Below are 21,969 nucleotides of genomic sequence, written 5' to 3'. Positions count from 1 at the left end.
GCAAACCCGCAATCAGGAGCAGTGCGAAAGCGAAGGCGGCCCACTTCGGCCAGGGCGGCAGGACGTCCTGCAAGAAGACATACCAAATCATGAAGAGCACGAGTCCAAGAGTCTGTGCCGAGAAACGCACGGCCCAAAACCCACGCATCTTCACGCCACTCGCTGTCGATGGAACGGACATGTCGGCGACAGCCTTCACAAGAAAGCCAGCTCGTACCTCGGGCCTGGGGCGCTTCACTCGGCCGCCACTTCCCCACGAGTGCCCGCCTCGCCCCAAAGCACCTCGTAGGCGATGGAAGTGACAACCCAGGAGCCACCGACCACCAGCACGGCCCACAACCACCAGAGGCTTCCATATAGCGGCAATGCCAGCGCGATAAGCAGGGCTCCCCCGAGTGCGAGAATCACCCCTTCGATGATCACCGCTCTTACACGCTTCGGGAACGAAAGGCTCTCATCCCCGGAGACGTTTGCCGATGTATCCACGCCCGAAAGCTCAGAACTCAACGATTCCGCCGATGTCTGCGACATCGAGACCGCGAGCAGCGCCGGAAGCGGCGTGCCCTCGATGAAGGCTCTCACACGAGCCTCCGGAAGACTCGTAAATCGCGCGACGCTGGCTGCCGCGCGCGAGTCGATCGGACGGGTGCCTGTCAGGTAGAGGCCAAACGTTCCGTCTTCGCCAAAGTCAACTGGCCAGCGCGCACGAAGCCCCCACGAAGTCAGGAACGGGCCATGCAGCGCTTTCCGGACTACGCGGATCACGCCGGATCCGATGAACACCTGAAGCACGACGAGCGGCCGGTTCAGGCTCTCAAAGGCGGGCATCGCCGCGATTCCGATGAGCCAAGCTAGAACAGCGCCCATGGCGAAGAATTCGAGGCCGAGACTTCGGATGCGGTGCGCTCGCAATGTCATTCCTACTTCTACCTCTTCGTTAACCCGCAAGGTCGTAGGAATACGTGCGGTTGTACTCCGAGACGTCCTCGGGGCTGATGCCAGCACTAGGCGTGTACTCCGCGGTGACACGGCCGAACAGGTCAGTCTCCTGCGCCCACGCGATGAGCGGAACTGTCTCGCCTTCCTCGTCCACGGTCGAGTACGCCAGCCCGGTCGTCGCGCCCGTGCGGGTGTAAGTCGTGGTCTGGGTAATGTCGCCTGGCATCGCCTGCACGACGAGGTTGTCTGTCTCGTCGTAGGCGGCAGCGAAGTTGTAGATCGTCGACGTGCCAGTCTCAATGTCGGCTTCGTCAGAGATCACAGTGAGCACAGCGCCGTCCCCCAGCGAACCAGCGAGTACGTCACGTACTCGAAACAGCGGAACTGGCACCCCGCCAACCGCCGCCCCGTAGCTGCCTGCATCGGCAACAACTCGCTCGTGGGCTGGCTCATAACTACAGCCACCGCAAACAGTTCGTCTAGCGCGAAGTGATCTACATCACATGTGCACCACGGGCGGCGCAGCCTGGAGTCGTCGCGCCGCCGCGAGGCAATGAATCGGCCGGGTTTCGTTCCGCCCGGTTTCCGTGTCCGACGGACGCCGTTCTCAGTAAGCGGCCTACCGGACGACACCCAACCAACAGTCGAGAGCCTCGCCCTAGGACGGCGGTTCCCCCACGCCACCTGGCGGCACCGAGGTGGCGCAACTGCTTCCACAGCAGGCCCTTTGAAGAGACCTCTAGTTGGCCAACGACGGCTCGTTGACCCAAATTTCCTCTATATCCGGATCATCCAGATACTGCTGGAGCGGCCCGAACCCGGCCACGTTCGCGAGCAGCGCGCGCGATGCCTCGGCCGGATCCTCGACCGGAACCACCGCCCCGGTCAGCGCCCGCTCGCCCCACTCGGCCAGCGCATCGTCCACGAGAGCGCGCACGGCCTCGCGCTCGCGCAGCGGATCCGCTCCCCGCTCGCGAATCTGCGCGCGCACCTGTGACTCCAGCTGCGCGATCGTGTCCGTCCCCATGACAGGAAACTAGACATATCGGACACCGGGTGCCGGGCGGGTCATGAATCTGTGGAGAACTCGTTGCCACACCGTCGGCCACAACTACGCCCTACGGCCGTGAGGCCGCGATGCCGCCCTGAGTGACACGGCGCTCACCCGGGTCGCTATGGAGCCGCACGGATCCCGTCAAGGAACCGACGATAAGTCTCCATTGAGGGCTTAAGCGTGACAGACAAGTCAATGCCGCAATCCGCCAGTTCAGCGATCTCACCGCTCTGAACTGCCAGACTGGTGAATCCCTCGTCGACTGCCGCGAGAATCTCGAGTCGCACGACACCATCGTCATCGACCTCCACCCCGAGCAGATCGGCAAGCACCTCGTCGTCCAGTTCGAACCGCCAATCGTCGACAGAATCGTCGTTGGCTCGGTGCTCCTCGCTCATCCGCTGAGGGAAGAGGACCCGTTCTGCCAACATTCCGCGGTCTGTCCAACTTGTGATACAAATCGAAGCTTCCGGAAAGGCCGAGATGGGCACTCCCCTCCGATGGGTGTCCAACATGGAACCGAAGGTGGCGTCGGTTCCTAGCCACGGGAACACCACCTCCAGGGCTGCAGCCTGTTCTGCCATCGCCTTAAGGCATTCACCCGTGACCATCGCTGGACCGTTGCCACCGGGGCCGAAGCGCACGTCGACCACCACGACCTGATCAGGTCCCGCATTTGGGGCTCGTCGCAGTGCACTGCGCAATCGCCAGGTCGACAGTGAACGGGCTGGCCCACGAAGACGACTCGGCCAACGGGATATCCACGTGCGAGCCATAGGCACCGAGTCATCATCTGGGCCCGAGAACACGCTTGCGGAGTCGATTTCTGTCACGTTCCGAGGCTCCTTCCACCTCGGGTCTCAGGCAAGACCCGCTCCGTACTGAGACCCACCCATCAGACTCCACGAGCAACCCTTTGTCGTCCGGCAACGATACATATCGGTGTAGTCCTTGTAGATGTAGTAGCCCCACACGAGTTCGTTCGCCCGCCCAGCACCCTTGCCACCGTTCTTGCCAGATGACTTGCCCTTGCTCTTGCCCTTGCTCTTCGTGTAGGTCGAGGTCTTCGGCTGAACTCCTCGTGTACGAGCGTATTTCTGGTTCGTTTCTACTTTCCGCTTGTACGATTTGTAGGCCTTCTTCTCCTGCGCAGTCATGGGGAGGCCTTTGGCATGCTTGTGATAGGCCGCCATCTCAGCTTTGCTGTAATTCACGTACAAGCCGTCCTCCGATTGGCGACCGTCGAGGTCGTACGCATTTATCGGATCCTGGGGATAGGTGTAGGTGGTGGTGTTGCCGCCGGGGACGGGGTCGACGGACGTGAACTGGCCCGTGACCGGGTTGTACAGCCGTACCCCCATCAACATCAGCCCGGTCATGTCGGTGGCGCGTTCCTTCGCCCCCAACCAGCCGTAGTTGATGGCACCGGTGTCTGGGTCGAGCATCCCGTCAAGCGCATTGCCGTACTCGTCGAAGTCGCTGTAGCCGCCCACACCGGCGACCTCACCGTCTGTGGTGAGCGTGATCGGTAGGGCGATGTCGCCGTGGATGTCGGCCAGCTGAAGCGTCGCCACGCCCTCGGTGATCGTCAGCCCCAGGTCGCCACCCAGCGACGCGCCGTACCAGGAGGTGGTCTCGGTGCCGTCGGCCTCGGTCGCGACCGCCCACGCCGGACTGTCAGAGCTGTCGGCATAGTGACGCACCAACGATTCGGTGCCTGTGGACGATGTGGTGGTCGCCGTGGCACGCCGCTGCAACGCATCCAACCCGTAGACGGCCGTCGCATCGTCCTGGGTGATCGAGTACGCCAGATCGTTGTCGTAGTAGCTGATCTGAAGATCGCTCGCCGCCACCCCAGCGGGCGTATCCGCGGCAGGAATCAGGGTTTGGCGACCCAACGCGTCGTACACGTAAGCATCCATGCTGTTGGCGGCGTACTGTAGACGATCCGCATCGTCATATACCCACTCATCCGCATCACCCGTACCGGCGCTGACGCACACCCCGTCGGTGTCGGAGACGCCGGTGGTGCGTGACAGGCGATTCCCACGGACGTCGAAACTGTAGGCGCGCGTCACACACGCGGTGACGTCGCCAGCCTCGCTGTCGGTGTTGACCGTCTCGCCGATGCCAGCGGTACGGTCCGTGACCTCCACCAGGCGACCAGCGAGGTCGTACGCGTACGTGCGGTTGTACTGCGACACAGCTTCAGGACTGACGCCTGCGCTCGGCGTCGACTCCGCCACCACCCGACCAAACAGATCCGAGGCCTGCGTCCAGGCGATCAACGGCACCGACTCACCCTCGACATCAACGGCGGCGTACGACACCGACGTCGTCGTGCCTGTCAGGGTGTAGGCAGTGGTCTGGGTGATGTCGCTCGGCATCGTCTGCACCGTCATGTTCCCCGCCTCATCGAAGGCGGCACCGAACGTGTAACTCGGATACGCATCTGAGGCGACGTCGAAGGTCTTGGACGTGACTGTCAGCGCCGTCGGCAGACCACGATGCTCGTCGTTGCCGGCAGCGTCAATGCCGTCGTAGGTGTACGCCGTCACCTGCAGCCCATCATCAACCGACGCTGTACGACCATGAGAGTCGTAGGTCGTGGACGTCACCGCGCCGTCGGCATCGGTGTAGGTCACGGTGCGACCCCAGGCGTCGTATCCGGTCGACACAGTCGACACAGCGGCACCCTCAGCATCGACCGCCTTCGTGTCGGTCAGCAGTCCAGTCTCGTCGTCGTAGACGTATGCGGTGCTCGCGACCGTCTGCGAACCGGCGAGGCCCTCAGTGGCCGTGGCGGACGTCAGTACACGCCCATCATCGTCGTAGACGCTCGTGCTGGTGCGGGTGACGTCGCCGAGTGTTTCGACCGTCGTCGCAGGAGCCAGCAGCATCGTGTATCCCGTCGTGCGCACCTCAGGGACGGTCGGGGTGGATTCGGCGGTCTTCACGACACAGGTCAGGCCCGCCCACTGCGGAGCATTGCCGCACTGTGCATCGTCCGCATTGTCGCCGACCGTGTAGTAGACGGTGAGTTCGGTCGCGGCGTCGGTGCCGTCGGAGCCTGGCTGGCGGGTCTCGACGACGCGTCCCAGGCTGTCGTAGCGGGTGAGCGTGACGATGTTGTCTGCCTCGGTTTCCATGACCGTGGTGGTCGTGGTGGGTGAGGACAGGATCCAGCCCGACGTGTCCGCGGTGGCCGATGCCCCGTCGATCGGGTCGTAGCCGGTCAGCGACGTGGACAGGACTGCTTCGTCTGTCGCGACGTCGACCTCTGTGTCCCAGGTGCCGCTGAGCGCGTCGGCCCGCGTCTCGGTCACGGTCGTCGTCAGGTTGAACCTCTGTCCCGTACGGGGGTTGACGCCATCGTTGGGTGCGCCCTCGTCATACGTGTACGCGGTGTGGATGCGTGCACTGATGCCGTCCGTGTCCTCCTCGGCCGGTGCCCACGTGTCTGTCACGAGGCTGCCAGCGGGCACGAGGACGGTGCCAGCGGCGATAGTTCCGCCATCCCACGCGATGTCGGCCGTGGCAACGATGTCGTGGTTGTAGCGGGTGATCGTGGCGACCGAGTTGGCTTCCTCGACGGTGACCGGCTGACCGTCATTGAGCGCGGACTGCCCGATCAGGTAGGCGGTCGCGGCAGCATCCAGCGTGCGGACGATGCGTCCGTCCTCGTCGTACTCGTCGGCGGTGAACTGCCACGCGCCCGCGCCGTAGCTGGCGGTGTTGACGGTGTAGCCCTCGTCGTCGGTGTACTGGATGTCGGCGTTCAGCCACTGGTCCGAAGTGACAGATCCTGGACTTGAGGTGCCTGGGTCGTCGCCCTGCGCGAAGACCGCGAACCCGATCTCGGGCGTGCGGGTCTGTCCCCACGCGGCCGCGGCCGTGGCGACGTCGGGGCTACCCGACGGTGCTGCGGACACGTCGATGCCGTACACGAAGCGGGAGATCACCGCGTCGCTGCCGCTGCCGGTCTCGGAGGCACGAGAGACCGTGAGTAGGGAGTCAGCGCCTTGGGAGGCTGTCCCGTAGGTAAGCTTCCACGTCGCGAGTCCCGCTGGTGTGACCGACGTGAGCGTCGGCACGCCCGCGGCAGTGGTGTCGCCGTATTCGTAGGTGACGCTCAGGTTTGAGCGCGGGTCCGTCACCGAGCTCAGCAGCCCCTGAGCGTCGTAGGTGTAGCGGGCGACGACCTGTTCGCCCATGGCGTTCTCATCGGGGTCCCAGGCGTGGAACGTGACTGTGGCGACGCGCCCCTCATACGCGCCCGAAGCGGCATCCGTCGAAGCGTAGTACGAGATCTCCAAGAGACGGCAGCCGGGGTCGGGCGCCTCTCCCGCGCACGGCTCAGGGTTGTCCTCTGTTACCAGGCCGTCGGGGATGGGCGCGAGGATCTCAGTGATGCGGCCCTGTCCGTCGTGGGTGAACGTTGTCGAACCGGTCGAGCCCGGCTCGGTGATCTGGGACGCCACCCATTGACCAGATCCGAGGTGTTCCCAGGTCGTCGTCACGCCCAGATCATCGACCACGGTCAGCACCGCGTCAGTATCGTCGCCGGCAATGGTGACGGTGTATCCCAGCGAGGCGGTGTCGTCATCGAAGGGCACATATGTGCCTTCCTCCTGCGCGTTGTTGCCTCCAGAGGGCTCGACATACAGCAGGTAGGAGCCATCGACGTCTTGGAATGCCAGCAGCCCGTCATCGCCGGTGGAATCCAGCACCGCCAATCCCGCCTGCCCCAGGTCCGAGCCTTCGAACGAAGGGCTCCAGCCTGGGCCGAACACTGAATCCTCGGTGCCGCCAGCGAAGGAGCTGTAGCTGCGGGAGATCGACATCGTGCCGGTGTAGGCGGGGACCTCCAGGTCCGTCACGGCCGTGTTGAACTCGCCGGTCCACAAAGCCACCTGGCCGGGCCCGGCCTCTGCGGTCGGGTAGCCGTCACCGAACGCATGCGGGATCACCACGACCGACGTGTGGGAATCTGCGTCGCCCTGCCAGGTGCAGATCGTGTCCGACGTGTAGTTGTAGGTGAAGCACACCTGGACATCCATGCCGTACGGGACGCGTTCCTTGTCGTCGGGCACGCTCGCACCCGCGGACCAGGTGTAGTGCTCGTCCTTCGTGAGCGACGGATTCACTCCCGTCGCGAACGTGGTCGAGGTTCCCGTGAGCTCGGTCCACCCGGACGCCGAACCTGCCGCCGACGTGTAGCCCGTTCCGTTGGCGGTGCCCGAGGGACGCCAGTAGACGGCGCGCGTCACGGTGCCGTTGGTCGCCGGCGGCGCGCTGGCCACGACCGGGACCTCATCGGTGGTCTTAAAGTTCAGCTGCGGGGAAGAGATCGCCACCGAGCCGATGCCGTACTCGAAAGTCTTCTCCACGCTGGTGTTGCCGGCGCGGTCGATCGCACGTGCCTTGATGATGTGGCCGCCCTTGGTGCGAGGCAGCGTGATCGTTGCCGACGTCGACGACGCCGTGACGGTCTTGGTCGATCCACCATCGATCGTGTACTCGAACTTGACAGCATCGGTGGCGTTCAGTGTCGCCGACGCCGACGACGGCGCAGTGTCGACCCACTCCCCGTTCGTGAACTGACTCGACGTGATCGATGTCGAGCCCGGCGCGTCGGTGTCGATGTAAACCGACCAGGAAGGTACTCGTGACAGTTTCGATGTCAGCGAGCCGTCGCTGGTCCACACCTCGACGTTGTACTCCTTGCCGTTGGCCAGCGTGGACCCGCTGTACTTCGAGATCGATCCTGAGGCCACGTTCGAGCCCGCGGCCTTGGAGACCTTCGTGGACGAGCCCGTCGTGATCGTAAACAGACCCTTGACCTTGGTCCCATCGGGGTCAGACACAGTGGCAGAGAACGTCGGCGTCGTGTCGTTGGTGTAGTAGACGGAGTCGGCCGACGGGGACTTGCCGTTGACCTGCACGCTGGAGGCCCGGTTGGGGTAGCTGTTGTACGTCACCGACAGCACCGGCTTGTTCGACGAGGCGTTGCCAGAGTTGAATCGCTTCCAGTAGGCGTTGTCCGTCTCCGACGTCGCCTTGATGCCCAAACCCTGCGTCGTGGGCGACCCCTTCGACCAGTTCTGCACCAACGTCGTGATATCGGCGCTGACCCAGCCGTCGGCGCACGACGACGAATAGCCCTTCGTCGAGGACACAGTCGCATACTTGTTGATCAACGACGGCTTGTTCGACCACCGCGTCGAGGCGGACGTCGTCGAGGTCGACCACACCTCCCACGACTTCGCGGTGCACGACCACGAGTGATAGTTCCACAACTTCAGCGTCGCCTTCGTGACGTCCTTGCCCTGAATCGGTGAGACCTTGACGTTGAGGTACGAACGGTACTTCGAATCACCGCCATCCCACGTACCGATCAGCAGATCGGTCTGCGTCGACCGGTCGGAGTTCCAGGCAGTGGACACGTAGGTGTCGAACGAAAGCGTGAGGTTCACCGACGGGTCAATCACAACAGGGAAATCATCGCTTGAGTCAAACGGCACGTCGTCGGTGTCGATCGTCACCGATCCCTCGTCCCGCGTGACGTCATAGTCCGCAGGGACCTCGACCTCCTCGGCGACAACGTTCAGCCCACTGACATCCGACGCCGACAGCTCAGGCGAGGCCGACGCAGATGGCTCCGCCGACGCGGCTGCGCTAGCCTCCTGGGCCGGCGCCATCTCGGCCACCGGCACCGACCGCAACGCATCGTTGTCCGCATCCCACGCCAACACGTCCGTCACCTGCACGACCTCGTCGCCCCCGTCAGAGGTCCCGGTGATCGAATCCCCGTCGGTCGTCAGCTCTGCACCCTCGCTATCGAACTGAAGCGACAACGTCTCGGCGCGCTCAAGCGCCGATGCGGTCTGCGCCACGAAGAACTGCTCGTAACCCGTCGCGGTGACGTAGAACACGATGTCGATGCCAGGCTCGACATCCACGTACCTGATCGCATCATCCTCCACGACCGGATCCGGCAGCTCGCCATCCCACCACAACGTGAAGTCTCCCCCGTCAGCGTCGGTACCCGACACCAGCGCCGTGTGCCCCTCGGAAGCACCCGAGAACACCAGATCCGCAGGATGCGCGCCCGGCCTGTACGAACCGTCCGTCCACGACACCAAGCTCGTGTCCAGCGCCTCCCAGCCCTCCTCGGTCGTCGGGTCCTCACCAGTAGCCACCCACTCCGGGCCCGCATACATGTCCGAACGCCACTGCCCATCAGGAAGCGCAAACGTCTGCGACGTCTCGGTGCGCTGCGACAAATCCTCAACAGCCTCGTCCTCGACCACCGCGAGCATCGCCGCAGAGATCGCATCAGGCGCTGTCAGACCGTTCCAGGCGCCCTGCTCCGTCCAATCGACCTCAGCGGTCGTCGGCTCAGTCGCCACCGCAGCACCGTCAGCCGCGACCACGATCGTGAAGGCAGCCACCGTCACGACCGCCGCGCTCTTCGCCACACGCGACCACGCGCCTGGAACCGTCCCAAAGAGTGAATACGCAGCCATGACGGCGTCCCCCAACGAACCAGCGAGCACGTCACGCACTCGAAACAGCGGACCTGGCACCCCGCCAACCGCCGCCCCGTAGCTGCCTGCATCGGCAACAACTCGCTCGTGGGCTGGCTCATAACTACAGCCACCGCAAACAGTTCGTCTAGCGCAAAGTGATCTACCTCACATGTGCACCACGGGCGGCGCAGCCTGGAGTCGTCGCGCCGCCGCGAGGCAATGAATCGGCCGGGTTTCGTTCCGCCCGGTTTCCGTGTCCGACGGACGCCGTTCTCAGTAAGCGGCCCACCGGACGACACCCAACCAACAGTCGAGAGCCTCGCCCTAAGACGGCGGTTCCCCCACGCCACCTGGCGGCGTCAAGGTGGCGCAACTGCTTCCACAGCAGGCCCTTTGAAGAGACCTCTAGTTGGCCAACGACGGCTCGTTGACCCAAATTTCCTCTATATCCGGGTCATCCAGATACTGCTGGAGCGGCCCGAGGCCGGCCACGTTCGCGAGCAGCTCGCGCGACGCCTCGGCCGGATCGTCGACCGGAACCACCGCCCCGGTCAGCGCCCGCTCGCCCCACTCGGCCAGCGCATCGTCCACCAGGGCGCGCACGGCCTCGCGCTCGCGCAGCGGGTCAACGCCCCGCTCGCGGATCTGCGCGCGCACCTGCGACTCCAACTGCGTGATCGTGTCCGTCCCCATGACTCGAAAAGTAGACATATCGGACATCGAGTGCCGGGCTGGGCGTGAATCTGTGGAGAACTTCGGGCGCCGCCGACCACCGCAAGAAGCAAACAGGGACGAGATACTTCACGACCTCTTGACCAAATTCCCAGCAGCACACTAACGTGCCACTCAGTGCCACCCAGGGGGGGGTGTGCACATTTTCAGGGGACTTAACGATGAGATCTCGTGCATTTCAGCGCCTCGCTGCGCTCCCACTCTCGCTCCTGCTCGTCACAGCGCCGTGCGTGGCTGCCGAAGCGGCCGACTCGGATGACGGCACAAGCACTGGCGGCGATGTCTACACCGGCCCGGCGCTTTCGATGAGCGACGAGGACGCGCAACACCGCGCCGAGGTGTTGGCGCAGTACATGGAGATGAGCGGCAAGAAGCTCGTGTCCGACGACGAGATTGTGGAGCTCGCGGACGATCTGGGCATCGCAGCGGAGCTTGAAGACGCCTCTGAGGACCTCGAGGTGGCCGCGCAATTGTCAACGAAGAGCACGGCCACCACGGCGCTGGCGGCAACGACCTCGTCCGTCGCCGGCTCTATTCTTCTCAACATCGATCAGGTGCCTCAGTCGAAGGGGTACTACTGCGGCCCGGCGGTCGGCGTCGAGATCATCCGTGCGCCCATCTTTGGCAGCATGAAGTCCGCAGCCGACGGGTCATCGATCAAGCAGAGCACGATGGCGAACTCGAATCACATGAAGACGACAGCCAACGGAACGACTGCGTGGGCGTCGAAGAACTTCAAGAACGGCCTCAACGCGTGGATCGGCAAGACGGTCTACCACCAGTACAGCACCCCGCCCGCAGCCGAGGTGAAGGCCGCGGTCACGACGCGACTGATGGCGGGGTACCCCGTCGCAGCCGACACCGTTGAACTCGCCGGCGACGACAACCCGCACTACAACAACCACCCCCATCGAAAGATCGGCCACTGGATCGTCGCCTACTACTACAGCAACTCCGGCAAGTACACGTGGTGGGTCGACTCCACAGCCAATTCCACCGCGGTGACTGGATTCGAGGATGCCAAGCCGAAGTTCAAGTCCACGACAGCGAACTTCACGAACAAGTACCTGCAGTACAACGGCATTGCGTACTGACCACGCGAGCGCCGGCCCCACGCGGGCCGGCGCCGCGCTCGCCGCAGCTGGAGCACTGACGATGCTACTGGCAGCCTGTACCGACACGACGGTGGATGCCTCTCCCGGCACTACGACAACCGCGACAGCTTCGGAGCCAGCGACAGCTTCGGCATCGCCAAGCGAGAGCCCCGCCCCAGTATTCGGAGAGGTCGGTGCCTACTCCACTTCGGTATGGATCGACGGGGTCTTTACCGAACCCGCAACCATTCTCGAGTCCACAGACGCCGCGAAAGCAGCCGGCTCGAACCATCTCGCCAACGTCACGGAAATCGCTGCCGACAACGACGACGTCAGCACGGGAGCCGTCAATAGCACAGGCACGGTGGCAGGCACCCACTACCCACCTTCCGCGGGCGAGACCGCGATTCAGACGTCGACAGGCATCATCAACCAGGACGGCTCGTTCGACGCCTTTCCCACCGTCACTCCCGAGGGCGTGGATCTCGACACCGCGCGCCAATCCGAGTCGACGGCCATGAACGACGACTATGTCGCGTGGGTCGAGACCCCTTCAACTGACCTGTACTACGACGACTGGTCGGTGTTCGCCGCGGACATCGCCACCGGCACCACGGTCGCCCTCGGCGCTTCCGTTGAGGTCCTGCCCGACGACACCCTGCCGATCGTCGGACCGTACACGTACGTCACGGTCGGCGACACCCGCGCTTGGTGGGGCACACCCTATCCGCTAGGAGACAAGGGCGAGGACGGCCACTACAGCGACTTCGGCCTCGAGATCCTCGGACGCAACCTCGACGGCTCCGGCGAACTCGAGGTCGTCGCCAAGGGCGCGATTCTCCCGTCCGCCTCGGGCGGCGACTGCGTCGCCTTCGTGCGAGTCAACGGCACAGATACTTCCGTCGCCGACGGCACCTATGTCATCAGCGAGGTCTGCGAGGACGGCGTCGAGCACCGCCTGATCGAGGGTGAACTCGGACCCGACGGCCGCATCAGCGACCTCGCCGCTGGAGACGGCCTTCTCGCATGGTCGATCCGCGAGAACGACGACGAGGGCATGCCCGACACGGTCGACGTCCTGATCTTCGACCGCGCCACCGGCACCCTCACCGACATCAGCCAGATCAAGCCAGAGAACAACTTTCTTGATGTCGCCATCAACCTCGCCGTTGGCGATGGCACAGTGCAATGGAACTGCAACCGACTGTTCCTGTACGACACGGTGACGTCGAGCCTGTGGAAGCTCCCGGGATCAGGCGATGTCGCCTCGAACGCCCAGATCCAGGGCGGCGCCTGGCTCGGATGGGTCACCTTCAGCGGCACCGAAGGCACCACGACCGTCGGACGATGGGAGCACTGACGCCTCGCCCATCAAAGTCCTGGGCAAGGCAGGACCGCCCCCTTCCCCGGGGCGAAGAAGTGCATTGCCAGGTAGTTTGAAGAGACCCCTAGTTGACCAACGACGGCTCGTTGATCCAGATTTCCTCGATCTCCGGGTCATCCAGATACTGCTGGAGCGGCCCGAGGCCGGCCACGTTCGCGAGCAGCTCGCGAGACGCCTCCGCCGGATCGTCGACCGGAACCACGGCCCCGGTCAGCGCCCGCTCGCCCCACTCGGCCAACGCATCGTCCACGAGGGCACGCACGGCCTCGCGCTCGCGCAGCGGATCCACGCCCCGCTCGCGAATCTGCGCGCGCACCTGCGACTCCAGCTGCGCGATCGTGTCCGCCCCCATGACTCGAAAAGTAGACATACCGGACACCGAGTGCCGGGCCACAAGGGAATCTGTGGAGAACTCGCAGCCCCGGCGCCCGCCGCGAAGGCCAACCGGGCAGGTCAGGTCAAGGAATCAACCGAACCTGGGTCAGCCGCCTCCTCTGCCCGAGCCCTCTCGGCATTTCAGACCGAGACGGAAGCGGCGAGAATCCCAGGACGGTTCAGGCTGACGCTAGGCGATCCGACACCAGCCGATTGAGCGAGACGTTCTGCTCGTGCGCGCGGATCACCAAGGCGCGGTGCAGCTCAGGGAGGACGCGAACCTGGAAGCGACCCGAGTATTCGCGGTCGGCCAGCGGCTCCGGAACGCTCTCGCCGCTTTGCTCCATGTCGGCCACCACTTCGTGGACCAGTGCCGTGAGGCCGGAGAGCGCGTCTTGTGGGCTGCCCGCCAACCACGACAAGGACGGAAGCTCCGCGACGGTCGCCACGTGCTCGTGATCTTCCGGAGAGAACGACACCCGGTACGTGTAGTGGTCAGGGTTGACCATCACTCCCACCTTCCAACTTCTCGAGTGCCTTCAGGACCTGGCGAACCTGGTAGCCCTTGGCTCTGCCCTTGCTGTTCTGGATGTTGACTCGCGGGTCTCCCTGCCAAGGCGTCTTGAACACCGCATGCGAGGTACCACTCTGGCGGGGCGCACCGAAGTTCGCCTCGCACACCTTGAAGAGGTCGTCGTAACGCACATCGTCTGGAGCTCGCATCATCTTCTCGACGATCTTCTTCAGTTGCGCCACGTGAACGCCCTCTCAATGTAGCACTACTATTGGCACTAAACGCTGGGGCTACCCTCCGGAGAGTGATCCAGATCGACAGGTACCCCGCCCCGCGCCATCCATCACCGCGACGGACGCAATTCGGCGAGCACTCCGATACAGGCCCACCGCACGCACCTGCAACTCCAGCTGCGCGATCGTGTCCGCCCCCACGACTCGAAAAGTAGACATATCGGGCGCGAAGTGCCGCGCGACAGGAGGATCCGTGGAGAACCCCCACCGCCGATCGAGACGGCCGACCGTCCGGATTTATGCGCAATTGCGCATACCTCATGTGCAGCACCCTGTGCCACGCTGCTGTACTGGGCGACGCCGGCGTCGCTCGGAGGTGTGCTCGCCGGATGGGCCGTCGCGAAGACGTGCGAGCTGTGGGGCGCGAAGATCAACATCCTGGTGTCGCTGGCCGCCTCGGCGATCGCCTTCGGCCTGCTGGGCACGTGGGGCACCATCCCCGCGTTCGTGGGGCTGTTCTTCCTGGTGAACTTCTTCGGCAGCGGCTTCGGCTACGTCGGCGGGCTCAACCTGATCGCGAACTGGTTCCCCCGCAAGAAGAACCTCGCGCTCGGCTGGGTGACGATGGGCCAGACGATGTCCACCGCGCTGTTCGTCCCGATGCTCGCGGCGTTCTTCGGCATCTTCGGGGTCCAGAACGGCTTCTGGGCCGTGTCGGCGATCCTCGGCGTCGTCTTCATCGTCGTCGCGCTGTTCGTCAAGAACCTGCCCGAGGAGATGGGAGCGACGCCCGACAACATCCCGATGACCCCCGAGCAGATCCAGGCGAGCCGCGATGCGGCCGAGACGTTCCGCTCCCCGTTCACGACCCTCCAGCTGCTCAAGATGAAGGACGTGTGGCTGATCGGTCTCGGCTCCGGTGGCATCTACATCGTTCTCGTCGCGGTCCTCAGCCAGCTGGTGCCGCGCATGATGGATCTCGGCTACTCCCAGTCGGAGGCCACCACCAACATGGCGATCGCCGCCTTCATCGGGGTTCCCGGCGCGTACGCGTGGGGATGGCTGGGCCAGCGCATGTCCACCCGCATGGGCCTGATGGCTTACTCCGGCTGGTGGCTCGTCGCCGTGGTGGCCAACCTCTTCGCGACGAACACCTTCATGCTGTGGGTCTCGCTCGTGATGATCGGCCTGAGCTTCGGCGGCGCGACCAAGCTCACGACCGCGATCGTGGCGGACAAGTTCCCGCGCGGCACGTTCGTCAAGGCGTTCGGCATCATCCAGCCGATGCAGGGTCTCGTGCGCATCACGTCGTACGCGATCCTCGCGTGGGGCCTCACCCACCTGGGCGGCTACGCCGGCGCGTACACGATGCTCGCGGGCATCGCGCTGGTCAACGTCGTGCTGTTCTGGCTCGTCGACCCCAAGCCGGTCGATGAGCCCGCTGGCTTCGCGGAGGCCGAGCGCGCACGGAGCTGACCCGCTGACGACGGCTCACGGGACCCGGTCGAAGGCGTGCAACTCGGCCGGGTCCTCGTGTGCGCTCGGGCTCCGAGACGCCCAAGGGCTCGCGAGCCGGCGTAGGAGGGCCCGAGTGCCACGTTCCACCACCGGCGTGGACCGCGCTCGGCGTCCTTTGCCAAGAGTTTCCGCAGAACGGGAGTGGAATCCTCGCCCTCGCTCGCCGTCGGTCGATGCGCAGGACGAGCAGCGATGCTCGCCGGAACGGACATGCACTCCTCACATCGGGACTGTCATCGCCGCACCGCAGGCCATCCACGGCACGCCCTCGGGCGCGCCCCATCACCGAAGGAGATCCAGTGTCCATCTCAGGCATCTCGAGCGCGACGTTCAATGTGCGCACCATCGCCAGCGAGGCGTCCACGACGCAGGCAGAATCCGACGAGAGCACGGCTGGCACGTCGGGCATGGGCTCGCCTCGGCCCGCAGGCGGCCCGCAGGGAGCCCCGCCCGCTGGACCGGCCGCATCATCGGAGACGGAGGATGAGGACGAGAACAACAACGGGATCCCCGACGACCTGGAGATCGACACCGACACGTCGTCCGTCGACGTCACATCGACGACCGGCACCGTGCTCGACGTGACCGCCTGACGACGCGGACGACTCGGACGACTCGGACGACTCGGCCGCTCCCGCCTCGCGCCCCCTCGCCACCACGCCCCGCACCTCGCTACGCTCGGGTACAGGGACGATGCTGGATCGCCCCTGCGACATACGGGGGCTCCCATGGCGGCCAGCAGGATGACGAAGGCACAGATCGAGGAGCGCCTCAAGGAGCTCGAGGCGGAGAACGCCTCGCTCAAGGAGCAGCTCGACACCCGGCCCGAGCCGGAGCCAGCCCCAGCGCCCGAGCCGACACCCGCATCGTCCGTGTCCGCGCCCGCCGCCCCGGCCGAGTCGCGCCACCGCGGCCGAGCGTTCCTCGCGACGACGCTGATCGTCCTGGCGGCGATCCTCGCGCCCCTGGCCTCGGTCGCGTCGTACGCCGCGGCGCAGGTGAGCGACACCTCCACGTTCGTGGGCACGCTCGCACCTCTCGCGGAGGATCCCGCGGTGCAGGCGCTTATCGTCGACGAGGCGGCCGCCGCGATCGACGAGGCGCTCGACCCCGACGCGCTCGTCGAGGAGCTGCTCGACTCCGTCCTGTCCGAGGAGTCCACCCCGCGCCTGGCCGAGGCCGCCGACGTGCTCGGCCCGCTGCTCGCCGACCAGACCCGGACCGCGATCCGCGCGGCGCTCACGGCGGTCGTCGAGTCCGACGCCTTCGCCAACATCTGGGAGGAGGCGCTCACGCTCACCCACTCCCAGATGGTCGCGATCCTTGAGGGCGACGGCGAGGGTGCAGTCGCGATCGACTCGTCCGGCAACGTCGTCATCCAGCTCCAGCCGATCATCGACGCGATCAAGCCCGCGCTCGTCGAGCAGGGCTTCAGCCTCGCCGACTCGATCCCCGAGGTCGACGTGAGCATCACCGTCACACAGGTGCCGCAGGTCGCGACCGCGCGCCTCGGGTACGCGGTCCTCACGACGCTCGGCAGCGTCCTGCCGTGGCTCACGATCGCGCTGCTGATCGTCGGCGTCCTGGTCCACCCGCGCCGCCCGCGCGCGCTCGTCGTCGCTGGGACGCTCATGCTGATCGTCGGCTCGCTCGTCGCTGGCGGCCTCCTCGTGGCCGGGGCGATCGCGGGCGCGGCCCTGGCCTCCGACATCCCCGTCGACGCGACCGTCGCGATCTACAACGGGCTCACCGCCCGCCTGGTCGCGTCGAGCATGGCCTTCGCTCTCGCGGGCCTCATCGCTCTCATCGCCGGCTTCATCGCGGGCGGCTCCGCTGCCGCGGCGGCGGCGCGCAGCGGCGGGTCGACGGCGCTGGGCAGGGGCGCCACGAGCCTCGAGACGCGCGGCTGGCGCTCCCCCGAGCTCGCGCGCCTGCTCGACCGCCACGCATGGCTGCTGTGGGCGGCCCTCGCGGCCGTCTTCGCCCTGTGCCTCGCGGTCCTGCGCCCGCTGTCCCCGTGGGACGTGGTGGTCACCGCGATCCTGCTCGCTCTCGTCGCGGTCGCGTTCGGCCTGTTCCGTGGCGACGCCCCGGCTCCCGCGCCAGCGACCGAGAGCGATCCCGCGGTCGACCCGGTCTGACGCGCCTTCACAACGCGACGACGCGCGGCGGAAGCGATACGGCCTCACCGCGGTTGACCCTCACATGACCACCGAGACCGCCGCCACTCGCGCGCTCGCCGCCTCCGGCATCGACCACACGATCACCGAGCACGGCCCCGTGCGCTCGCTCGAGGAAGCCGCCGCCGCGCGCGGCGTCGAACCGTCGCAGCTGCTCAAGACCATGGTGGTGCGTCGCGGCGAGGGCGACTTCCTCCTGGTCCTCGTGCCCGGCGACCGGCAGATCAGCTGGCCCAAACTGCGCGCGCTCCTGGGCGTCAGCCGCCTGTCGATGCCGGACAAGGACGTGGCGCTCGAGGTCACCGGCTACGAGCGCGGCACCATCACGCCCTTCGGCGCCCGCCCCGCGCCCTCGGGCGACCCGCTCCCCGTCATCGCGGACTCCCTCATCGCCGAACGCCCCGGACTGGTCAGCATCGGCGCGGGCGCGCACGGGCTCGGCGCGACCGTCGACCCGGCGGACCTGGTCGCGACGCTCGGCGCCGAGGTCGCGGACGTCACCGAGCCGCAGTAGTCCCACATCCACGCGTCCCCTGACCGTTGCCCGCGCCGTGTGTCGGACGGGACGGGCACACTGGAGGCATGTGCGGCCGCTACGCGAACTTCCTCACCGAGCAGGACCTGATCGACGCGTTCGAGGTCGCGGTGGCCTCGGACGAGGCGCGCCTGCTGCCCCCGTCGTGGAACATCGCGCCGACGCAGAGGGTGCCGATCGTCGTCCCGTCGCGCGAGCCCGCGCCCGTGGGCGAGCGTCAGCTCGAGATCGCCCGCTGGGGGCTGGTGCCGTCGTGGGCGAAGGACCCGGCGGTCGGCTCGCGGATGTTCAACGCGCGCTCGGAGACCATGGCGGAGAAGCCGTCCTTCCGAGCGGCCTTCGCCAAGCGCCGGTGCGTCGTCCCCGCCTCGGGCTACTACGAATGGCAGACCAAGGACGACGGCAAGCACCCGTTCTTCATCCACCCCACGGACGACGCTCCCCTCGCCTTCGCGGGCCTGTACGAGTTCTGGCGGGGCAGCGTCAATGCAGACGGGTCGGAGGGGGACGATGCGCCCTGGATGGCCTCGTGCTCGATCGTCACCGTCGCGTCGCGGGACGAGATGCAGGACATCCACGATCGCCAGCCCGCGATGCTCACCCCGGAGTCGGCAGCGACCTGGCTCGACCGTGAGGCTCCCGCGTCGGACCTGCACGACGCGATCGCCGCCCCCGCGCCCGAGCTCGCGTGGCACGAGGTCGGCAGGGCCGTGGGCAACGTCCGCAACAACGACGAGAGCCTGGTCGCGCCTGTCGGGTAACGAACCTCAGGCTCTGCGCACCCGCACGTCTCCCGCGAGCACCGCGGTCGTGCGGCCCGAGGCGGAGCGGACCAGCAGCGAGCCGTCGGCCCCGAGTCCCACCGCGGTGCCGGTCACCGGCGCGGCGGTGCCGACGTCGACCGCGACGTCCCAGCCGATGGTCGCGCACACGGCCTCGACCTCGTCGCGGACGGCGGCCGGGTGGTCGTCCCAGGCCGCGGTGGTCTCGCGCAGTGCGGCGCCGAGAGCGCCGAGCACGTCGAGCCGCGAGGCCTCGCACCCGAGCGAGGCCAGCGACGCGGCGTGCGGCACGGGAAGCTCGTCGGCCGTCTGAAGCACGTTGATGCCGGTCCCGGCGACCACTGCATCGTCCACGACCTCGCACAGGATCCCGGCGACCTTGCGCCACGAGCCCCAGCCCGCGACGTCGTCCGCGTCGACGCGGACGACCACGTCGTTCGGCCACTTGATCCACGCGTCGAGCCCGAGCGAGCGCAGCGCGCGCACTGCCGCGAGCCCGACGACGAGCGGCGCCCACGCGAGGTCGGTGCCGGTCGCACGGGGACGAAGCACCCAGCTCAGGGTCAGCGAGGTGCCGCGCGGGGTCTCCCAGACCCTGCCGGCGCGGCCACGGCCCGCGGTCTGGTGATCGGCGAGGTACACGGCAAGGTGAGGCCACGCTCCCGGGTCCTCGCGCAGCGCGGTCGCGAGCGCGGTGTTGGTGGACGGCTCCGCATCCACGACGGCCGCGAGCGCGAGCGGGCCGCGCGGCGCGACCAGGGGCGCGACCGCGTCGGCGGTGAGCGGCGGCCTGTCAGCCGCGCGCGACCGATCGGTCATCGAGGTGGCCCGCGGACGCCCTAGGCGTCGAGGTCCTTCTTGAGCAGCTCGACGAGGGTGTCGAGGACCTCGTCCGCGCCGTCGGCGTCCGAGGAGAGCTCGACCGTCTCGCCATGCTTCGCGCCGAGCGCCATCACACCGAGCAGCGAGTTGGCGGGCGTCGAGGCGCCGCCGGGCTTGCAGATCGTCACGGGGATCCCGGCGTCGTTGACCGCCTGCACGAACAGCGCGGCGGGGCGGGCGTGGAGGCCGACGGACGATCCGATCTCGACGGTGCGCGTGGTCATGTGTGGTCCCTCCCGGGGGTCATGGCCGGCTGGACCGACCCATCCGCGGCACGAGGCGCGCCGCGCGTTTCACCGTACCCCGCTCCGCGCACGGCGAGCGACCTCGACCCGAGCGAACGGAGCCCAAGGCGAACTAGACCCTCGCGACCTCGACGCCGGCGTCGACGATCTCGGCGGCGGTCTCCTCGTCGAGCGAGTCGTCCGTGATGAGCATCGCGAGCTCGTCGAGCGCCGCGAAGCGGTGCAGGTGGACAGGACCGACCTTGGTCGCGTCGGCGAGCGCGATGACGCGGCGCCCCGCGAGCACCATCGCGCGCTTCGCGGCCGCCTCGGTCTGGTCGGGCGTGGTGAGGCCCCTCTCGACGGTGAGCCCGTTCGTGCCGACGAACGCGACGTCGACGCACAGCGGCTCGAGCTCGGACTCGGTCCAGTCGCCCACCGCGGCGCCCGTGAGCTGGCGGATCCGTCCGCCGAGCATGAGCAGCTCGATGCCCGGGTGGTCGGCGAGCCGCGAGGCGATCGCGACGGAGTTCGTCACCACGGTGGCCTCCAGGTCCGCGGGCAGCGCCTCGGCGATCGCCAGCATCGTCGTGCCCGCGTCGAGCAGCATCGTCCCGCCAGTCGGGACCTCCTCGAGGGCGCGCGTGGCGATGCGGCGCTTCTGCTCGGAGTTGCGGCTCTCGCGCGCGGCGAGGTTCGGCTCGAGCGCGAGGCGCTCGACCGGGAGCGCGCCTCCGTGCACGCGGCGGACCGCGCCCATGCGCTCGAGGGCGGTGAGGTCGCGGCGCACGGTCTCGACGGTGACGCCGAGGCTGTCGGCGAGCGGACCCACCTCGACCCTGCCGTTCGCGCGCGCCCTCGTCAGGATCTCGTGCTGGCGTTCAGCCGCGTACATCGACACCGCTCCTTCGCTGTCCGAACATCGTCCCTATCATCCCCGAGAGTGCCGCGCGATCGTGGTCTTCGAGCGCCGCGCCACGGGGGCGCGGCGTGTCGCGCGGCGGCGCGGGGGCCGCCTCTCCGGGATCAGGCGTTCGCGGCGCGATCACGGCGCCATCAGGGCGAGCACCGCGTCCACGTCCTCGGCCTCGCGCAGAGCCGCCGCGGCGGCGGGATCCGAGAGCGTCGTCGCGAGGGCGCTGAGGATGTCGACGTGCTCGTCGGTGCGCGAGGCGATGGGGATACACACACGGACGTCCTGCCCATCCCAGTCCACGCCCTCGGGGAACTGGAGGAAGGCGATCGCTGCGCGGCGGATCCCTCCCAGCGCGGCATGCGTCCCGTGCGGGATCGCGACGCCCTCGCCCAGGAAGGTGCTGATCTGCGACTCGCGCTCGCGCATCGCGGTGAGGTAGTCGTCGCCCACCGCCCCGAGCGCGACGAGCGCTTCCGCGCACTGGACGAGCGCATCGTCCTTGTCCGTGGCGCTCCTGCGCAGCAGCACGCCCTCGGCGGACAGGACACCCATGGCTACCGCGCCCGACGGGCGCGAGGAGGCCCGGCGGCGTCGGTCACGAGGCGAGCGCCTCGCCGTCGGCGATCGCCTTCTCGAGCGCGGCGAAGGCGGGGTCTCCCATGAAGATCGCGAAGGGCACGACGACCGCGTGCGGCGCCGTCTGCTGGGCGCGCGGGGCGAGGCCCTGGTGGCACAGGACGACGAGGCCCGACTCCTCGGGAAGCTGGTTCACTGGCAGATGGTCCACCTCGACGCCGTACTGCTTGAGGCGGGTCTTGAGGTTGCTCGCCACCATGACGCTCGAGCCCATGCCCGCGTCGCACGCGACGACGACCTTCTTGACTGCGGAACCGTTGATCGACGGCATGGTGTCCGCCCCCTTCGCTGATGTCGCGGCGCGTGGCCGCATCCATTGCGGCCGTGTGCACCCATTGTGGTGGCTTTCGCGACAGGTGGGGAACATCACGCCAAGATCATCGCTCGATCCTTGTCGTTCTCGCCCAGTGGCGGGACGGCACCCCCGGCTAGGCTGTGT

General features: G+C 66.9%; 21 protein-coding genes. 7 read left to right on the top strand and 14 right to left on the bottom strand.

Translation table 11 applies throughout. From position 1 onward, the window contains the following. Nucleotides 1–234: 234 nt before the first annotated feature. The 6 genes from B7K23_RS07860 to B7K23_RS07835 form a co-directional block, all read right to left on the bottom strand. Nucleotides 235–918, bottom strand: coding sequence for a hypothetical protein (locus B7K23_RS07860; RefSeq protein ID WP_084125787.1), 684 nt, complete (start codon nt 916–918; stop codon nt 235–237). Nucleotides 919–937: 19 nt separating this feature from the next. After that, nucleotides 938–1,270: a hypothetical protein gene (locus tag B7K23_RS07855; protein ID WP_084125786.1), complete on the bottom strand. Its 333-nt coding sequence runs from the start codon at nt 1,268–1,270 to the stop codon at nt 938–940. Between the two features lie 408 nt (nt 1,271–1,678). Next, nucleotides 1,679–1,966, bottom strand: coding sequence for a hypothetical protein (locus B7K23_RS07850; protein ID WP_084125785.1), 288 nt, complete (start codon nt 1,964–1,966; stop codon nt 1,679–1,681). A 146-nt stretch (nt 1,967–2,112) separates the two neighbouring features. Then, nucleotides 2,113–2,649: a hypothetical protein gene (locus B7K23_RS15470; RefSeq protein ID WP_143338153.1), complete on the bottom strand. Its 537-nt coding sequence runs from the start codon at nt 2,647–2,649 to the stop codon at nt 2,113–2,115. Between the two features lie 204 nt (nt 2,650–2,853). After that, a complete protein-coding gene (locus B7K23_RS07840) occupies nt 2,854–9,474 on the bottom strand; it encodes a DNRLRE domain-containing protein (RefSeq protein WP_084125783.1) in 6,621 nt (2,206 codons plus the stop codon). 456 nt (nt 9,475–9,930) lie between these two features. Next, a complete protein-coding gene (locus tag B7K23_RS07835) occupies nt 9,931–10,218 on the bottom strand; it encodes a hypothetical protein (protein WP_084125782.1) in 288 nt (95 codons plus the stop codon). Between the two features lie 269 nt (nt 10,219–10,487). Between B7K23_RS07835 and B7K23_RS07830 the strand changes: the two genes are divergently transcribed. Continuing rightward, nucleotides 10,488–11,351: a hypothetical protein gene (locus B7K23_RS07830; protein WP_143338152.1), complete on the top strand. Its 864-nt coding sequence runs from the start codon at nt 10,488–10,490 to the stop codon at nt 11,349–11,351. A 364-nt stretch (nt 11,352–11,715) separates the two neighbouring features. Further along, nucleotides 11,716–12,711: a hypothetical protein gene (locus B7K23_RS07825; RefSeq protein WP_084125780.1), complete on the top strand. Its 996-nt coding sequence runs from the start codon at nt 11,716–11,718 to the stop codon at nt 12,709–12,711. Nucleotides 12,712–12,799: 88 nt separating this feature from the next. On the opposite strand, the gene B7K23_RS07820 is transcribed toward B7K23_RS07825, so the two are convergent. The 3 genes from B7K23_RS07820 to B7K23_RS07810 all read right to left on the bottom strand — a co-directional run bounded on the left by B7K23_RS07820 (nt 12,800) and on the right by B7K23_RS07810 (nt 13,866). Further along, a complete protein-coding gene (locus B7K23_RS07820; RefSeq protein WP_084125779.1) occupies nt 12,800–13,087 on the bottom strand; it encodes a hypothetical protein in 288 nt (95 codons plus the stop codon). A 202-nt stretch (nt 13,088–13,289) separates the two neighbouring features. Next, nucleotides 13,290–13,619, bottom strand: coding sequence for a type II toxin-antitoxin system HicB family antitoxin (locus B7K23_RS07815; protein WP_084125778.1), 330 nt, complete (start codon nt 13,617–13,619; stop codon nt 13,290–13,292). After that, nucleotides 13,606–13,866: a toxin HicA gene (locus B7K23_RS07810; RefSeq protein ID WP_084125777.1), complete on the bottom strand. Its 261-nt coding sequence runs from the start codon at nt 13,864–13,866 to the stop codon at nt 13,606–13,608. Before B7K23_RS07810 ends, B7K23_RS07815 begins: the two co-directional genes overlap by 14 nt. A gap of 369 nt (nt 13,867–14,235) precedes the next feature. On the opposite strand from B7K23_RS07810, the gene B7K23_RS07805 reads away from it, so the two are divergent. From B7K23_RS07805 to B7K23_RS07785, 5 genes are all read left to right on the top strand, one after another. After that, nucleotides 14,236–15,333 carry an MFS transporter gene (locus B7K23_RS07805; RefSeq protein WP_200809781.1) on the top strand — a complete coding sequence of 366 codons (1,098 nt, stop codon included), beginning with the start codon at nt 14,236–14,238 and terminating at the stop codon, nt 15,331–15,333. Between the two features lie 341 nt (nt 15,334–15,674). Continuing rightward, complete coding sequence (locus tag B7K23_RS07800) at nt 15,675–15,968, top strand: hypothetical protein (RefSeq protein WP_084125775.1); 294 nt, start codon at nt 15,675–15,677, stop codon at nt 15,966–15,968. 135 nt (nt 15,969–16,103) lie between these two features. After that, the gene (locus B7K23_RS07795) at nt 16,104–17,516 is read left to right on the top strand and encodes a bZIP transcription factor (RefSeq protein ID WP_084125774.1); all 1,413 of its coding nucleotides are present in this window, start codon (nt 16,104–16,106) and stop codon (nt 17,514–17,516) included. Between the two features lie 64 nt (nt 17,517–17,580). Further along, nucleotides 17,581–18,069: an aminoacyl-tRNA deacylase gene (locus tag B7K23_RS07790; protein WP_084125773.1), complete on the top strand. Its 489-nt coding sequence runs from the start codon at nt 17,581–17,583 to the stop codon at nt 18,067–18,069. Between the two features lie 68 nt (nt 18,070–18,137). Continuing rightward, on the top strand, nt 18,138–18,851 hold the full coding sequence (locus tag B7K23_RS07785; protein WP_084125772.1) for an SOS response-associated peptidase: 714 nt from the start codon (nt 18,138–18,140) through the stop codon (nt 18,849–18,851). A gap of 6 nt (nt 18,852–18,857) precedes the next feature. On the opposite strand, the gene B7K23_RS07780 is transcribed toward B7K23_RS07785, so the two are convergent. The 5 genes from B7K23_RS07780 to B7K23_RS07760 form a co-directional block, all read right to left on the bottom strand. Then, nucleotides 18,858–19,691: a biotin--[acetyl-CoA-carboxylase] ligase gene (locus B7K23_RS07780; RefSeq protein ID WP_084125771.1), complete on the bottom strand. Its 834-nt coding sequence runs from the start codon at nt 19,689–19,691 to the stop codon at nt 18,858–18,860. A 20-nt stretch (nt 19,692–19,711) separates the two neighbouring features. Beyond that, the gene (locus B7K23_RS07775; RefSeq protein ID WP_084125770.1) at nt 19,712–19,978 is read right to left on the bottom strand and encodes an HPr family phosphocarrier protein; all 267 of its coding nucleotides are present in this window, start codon (nt 19,976–19,978) and stop codon (nt 19,712–19,714) included. Between the two features lie 133 nt (nt 19,979–20,111). Then, nucleotides 20,112–20,873 (bottom strand): DeoR/GlpR family DNA-binding transcription regulator, encoded by a 762-nt coding sequence (locus tag B7K23_RS07770; protein WP_084126249.1) that lies wholly within the window; start codon nt 20,871–20,873, stop codon nt 20,112–20,114. Nucleotides 20,874–21,023: 150 nt separating this feature from the next. Beyond that, a complete protein-coding gene (locus B7K23_RS07765) occupies nt 21,024–21,446 on the bottom strand; it encodes a PTS sugar transporter subunit IIA (RefSeq protein ID WP_084125769.1) in 423 nt (140 codons plus the stop codon). Between the two features lie 43 nt (nt 21,447–21,489). After that, nucleotides 21,490–21,801, bottom strand: coding sequence for a PTS lactose transporter subunit IIB (locus B7K23_RS07760; RefSeq protein ID WP_084125768.1), 312 nt, complete (start codon nt 21,799–21,801; stop codon nt 21,490–21,492). Nucleotides 21,802–21,969 lie beyond the last annotated feature (168 nt).

The sequence above is a fragment of the Demequina sp. NBRC 110054 genome, from assembly GCF_002090115.1.
In the GTDB taxonomy this organism is placed as follows: domain Bacteria; phylum Actinomycetota; class Actinomycetes; order Actinomycetales; family Demequinaceae; genus Demequina.
Note: the sequence above shows the minus strand (reverse complement) of the source record. Positions and strands in the feature narration are given on the sequence as shown.

Excerpts from the sequence above, each read along its gene's own strand:
- B7K23_RS07860 (WP_084125787.1), bottom strand. The coding sequence starts at position 918 with ATGACATTGCGAGCGCACCGCATCCGAAGTCTCGGCCTCGAATTCTTC.
- B7K23_RS07850 (WP_084125785.1), bottom strand. The coding sequence starts at position 1,966 with ATGGGGACGGACACGATCGCGCAGCTGGAGTCACAGGTGCGCGCGCAG.
- B7K23_RS07835 (WP_084125782.1), bottom strand. The coding sequence starts at position 10,218 with ATGGGGACGGACACGATCACGCAGTTGGAGTCGCAGGTGCGCGCGCAG.
- B7K23_RS07820 (WP_084125779.1), bottom strand. The coding sequence starts at position 13,087 with ATGGGGGCGGACACGATCGCGCAGCTGGAGTCGCAGGTGCGCGCGCAG.
- B7K23_RS07815 (WP_084125778.1), bottom strand. The coding sequence starts at position 13,619 with ATGGTCAACCCTGACCACTACACGTACCGGGTGTCGTTCTCTCCGGAA.
- B7K23_RS07795 (WP_084125774.1), top strand. The coding sequence starts at position 16,104 with ATGGCGGCCAGCAGGATGACGAAGGCACAGATCGAGGAGCGCCTCAAG.
- B7K23_RS07790 (WP_084125773.1), top strand. The coding sequence starts at position 17,581 with ATGACCACCGAGACCGCCGCCACTCGCGCGCTCGCCGCCTCCGGCATC.
- B7K23_RS07785 (WP_084125772.1), top strand. The coding sequence starts at position 18,138 with ATGTGCGGCCGCTACGCGAACTTCCTCACCGAGCAGGACCTGATCGAC.
- B7K23_RS07780 (WP_084125771.1), bottom strand. The coding sequence starts at position 19,691 with ATGACCGATCGGTCGCGCGCGGCTGACAGGCCGCCGCTCACCGCCGAC.
- B7K23_RS07775 (WP_084125770.1), bottom strand. The coding sequence starts at position 19,978 with ATGACCACGCGCACCGTCGAGATCGGATCGTCCGTCGGCCTCCACGCC.
- B7K23_RS07770 (WP_084126249.1), bottom strand. The coding sequence starts at position 20,873 with ATGTACGCGGCTGAACGCCAGCACGAGATCCTGACGAGGGCGCGCGCG.
- B7K23_RS07765 (WP_084125769.1), bottom strand. The coding sequence starts at position 21,446 with ATGGGTGTCCTGTCCGCCGAGGGCGTGCTGCTGCGCAGGAGCGCCACG.
- B7K23_RS07760 (WP_084125768.1), bottom strand. The coding sequence starts at position 21,801 with ATGCCGTCGATCAACGGTTCCGCAGTCAAGAAGGTCGTCGTCGCGTGC.